Source organism: Deltaproteobacteria bacterium (assembly GCA_009929795.1).
Lineage (GTDB): Bacteria > Desulfobacterota > Desulfovibrionia > Desulfovibrionales > Desulfomicrobiaceae > RZZR01.
Window position 1 is genome coordinate 1 of the sequence record RZZR01000219.1, and the last position, 3337, is coordinate 3337.

Here is a 3337-nt window from a genome sequence, read left to right on the forward strand (position 1 = left end):
CGCCCGGCTGAACGAGTTCGAGCGCAGCCTGTGCCTGCCCTGCGTGCGCATTGAAAGCACCATCCCAAAACCCCCGGAATCGACTTGGTCTCATTGCTGGCCCGGCCAGAACGAGCGTGATCAGTGGAGCCCGGCCGAATGGTACCAGCTCATGACCCCCTCCCACAAGGACGGCGAGACCTCCGCCCGTCTCAAGCTCCCCTGGCGCGAGAACAACCTGTATCCGGAAGTGGATACCTCTTTTGCCCTGTTGCGCGAGGCCTTCGAAAACGTCCTGGCTGAAGCCCTGAGCAGCGCGCCGGTGAATGTTCGCGAACGGCTGGAAACCACCTCACCAATGCTCCGGACCATGGCCCCGGCCTTTGCCGCGCAACGGATTCTGCGTGCGGTGGGACGATAGAACTGTTCAGCTTCCACATCCTTCTTTCTGCTGCGACGAAAGGCCTCGCGCCAAAAAACATCGATCTCAAATATTGACTTCGCAGTTCAGCCTCTTTATACATATACCCCGTACCAGTATATAAAGGAGGTGAACGATGTCTCTTTGCGGTGATGACCACCCGAAATTGATTGCCCGGATCAACCGAATCGAGGGGCAGATTCGTGGCCTGAAAAAAATGGTCGCCGAGGAACAGGCCTGCCTGGACGTTCTGAAGCAGATAGCGGCGGCATCGGGCGCTCTGAGATCGTTGGGCGCCGTTATCCTGGAAGACCATTTGAAGGGGTGCGTGGCCAACGCCATTCGAAACCATGACCACGAGTCGGAATTGATTGCTGAGGTTGTCGATATTTTCAACAAATTCAGCAAGTAGGAGGCTACTGCATGATCGGCCGCTTCTCGAAATTGGGCGTATATCAGGAATTGTTCAGGTCACGCGACTTCTATGTCGCCTTTGGGGCCGGCTTGCTGGCCCTGATCGGCTATTTGATCGACTACGGCCATCCGTCACCGAGCGCGAATGGAACAGCCTTCGCCCTCATGTCAGTGACCATCAACGGGCTGCCCATCGTCTGGGGGTCCGTGAAAGGCCTGGCCGAACGGAGCGTCAACGTCGACGAGCTCGTCAGCCTCGCCATTGTCGCCAGTCTGATTCAGGGGGAATACTTGGCTGCGGCGGTCGTCAGTTTCGTCATGACCATCGGCGCCCTGATCGAAAGAGCAACCAGCGATTCGGCCCGCAAGGCCATTCAATCCCTGATCCGAATATCGCCGGAAACGGCCACGGTCTTGCGGGAAGGCCGAGAGCATGCCGTTCCCGTCGAGGATCTGGCCGTCGGCGAACACATCCTCGTCAAGCCCGGAGACCGCATCCCGGTCGACGCCGTTGTCGTTTCCGGCGCATCCGCCGTGGACGAATCGATCATGACCGGCGAATCCTTGCCTGTGGACAAGAAGACCGGCGACACGGTTCTTGCCGGCACCCTGAACTACAATGGGGTTCTGAAGGCTCAGGCCCTCAAGGTGGGACACGATACGACCCTGGGCAAAATCATCAAACTGGTCAGCGAGGCCGAATCGTACCGGCCCAAAAGCGCCAGGCTCATCGACCGGTACGCCCGCTGGTTCACCCCGGTCATCCTGACTTGCGCCGCCCTTGCCTGGGCCTTGACCGGAGAAATCAGCCGGGCCATCGCGGTTCTGATCGTCGGCTGCCCGTGCGCCCTGATCCTGGCCGCGCCCACGGCGACCGTGGCCGCACTGGGACGAGCGGCCAGGGCGGGTGTGCTTGTCAAAGGGGGACGGTTCCTCGAACAGGCCGCCTCCGTCAAAGCGGTCCTTTTCGACAAGACCGGGACATTGACCTTGGGAGAGCCCAAAGTGGTCGAGATCACCTGCTCGGAGGGCGTCTCCAGGGAAGAGGTGCTTTCCTTCGCCGCCAGCGCCGAACAGCATTGCACGCACCCCCTGGCCCGGGCGATCATCAAGGCGGCCCATTACGCCAGGGTGGCGATCAACGGCCCCCAGGACGTCTTCCATGAAATCGGCCTCGGCGTCCGGGCCATGGTGAACGGCTCGATGATCGAGGTCGCCAACGCCTCCACGTACGCGGCCGCCCAGACATTTCCTCCCCGGTTCAAGTCCTGTGTGGACGATTCGATTTCACTCGGCATGACTCCCCTCGTTGTCATGAGGGACCAGAGGCCGGTCGGCCTGTTCGGCGTGACCGATGCGATCCGGCCCGAGGCGGCGCGGACCGTCCAGGAGTTCAAAAGCCTGGGGATCGATTCACTGGCCATAGTATCCGGCGATCACGAGAAGTCGGCGGCCCGCGTTGCCCAATCGGTTGATATCGACAAGATCTACGCCAACCTGAAGCCCCGGGACAAAGTGGGTATCATCACGTCCTACCAGTCGAGGAGCATGCCGGTGATGTTCGTCGGTGACGGCATCAACGACGCGCCGGCCCTGGCCACCGCGGAAGTCGGTGTGGCCATGGGTGCCGCGGGGACGGACGTCGCCCTGGAAACGGCCGACATCGCTCTCACGCACGACGATATTTCCAGATTGCCATGGCTGATTCGACTCTCGCGCAGGATGCTCGGGATAATAAAGATCAACATCGCGTTCTCCTTGGCCTTCAACGCCCTGGCGGTCGTCGCCGGCGGCATGGGATGGCTGACCCCCGTCATGGCCGCCATAGCCCACAATGTCGGCAGCGTTCTCGTCGTCATGACCTCGGCCAGCTTGGCGGTGTACCCCGATTCTTCGAAACCATGATCCAATCCCTTGAGATCTCATCCCAGTGGCTTATGGTAGACGGTCATGTCTCCAGGCTCCCCCAGATTTGAGTATTGTTGAGCAACATCCTGCCGTGTTCGTACCCGGCCCGGGCGATGGCGCGGTGGTGACGACGCCCTCGTCGATCAACTCCATTTCCATGCGAGCCGGGAGATCCCCGGCCGCGCCTCGACCTCGCCATGCGGACCTGGCGGCGAAATCAGTCATCTCCATCCACTTCCAGGATCTGTCCACTTCAGAGGACGCGGCGGACGACAGTCTTCCCCCCCGTCGAACATACCGGCCAAAATTGACGACCCCCATCAGTTCCGACTACAAACCTACATTCAATTGCCCAATAATCATCCCCTAAAGCATGGAATCATAAAAATAAAATTAAATAAATTAAACGAGTTGAAATCCGAACGCCTGACCATGGGTCAGATTCTTTGCGACTTCTGATACCACCGATTCCGACAGGCCCTTGACTCATCGACACGGGCCGCCTCCGGGCGGCCTTTTTTTTTGGAAAAAACATGCGCACTTCCCTCGACTGTCTTCCCTGCTTCCTCCGTCAGGCTCTGGCCGGTGTTCGACTCATGGCCCCGAACGATCCGT

2 protein-coding genes are annotated in these 3337 nt (G+C 59.8%); both read left to right on the forward strand.

Annotation, left to right across the window (positions count from 1 at the left end; all coding sequences use genetic code 11):
* Window positions 1-536: 536 nt before the first annotated feature.
* On the forward strand, window positions 537-812 hold the full coding sequence (locus tag EOM25_13385; protein ID NCC26167.1) for a metal-sensitive transcriptional regulator: 276 nt from the start codon (window positions 537-539) through the stop codon (window positions 810-812).
* 11 nt (window positions 813-823) lie between these two features.
* Window positions 824-2719, forward strand: coding sequence for a cation-translocating P-type ATPase (locus EOM25_13390; GenBank protein ID NCC26168.1), 1896 nt, complete (start codon window positions 824-826; stop codon window positions 2717-2719).
* The last annotated feature ends 618 nt before the right edge of the window (window positions 2720-3337 follow it).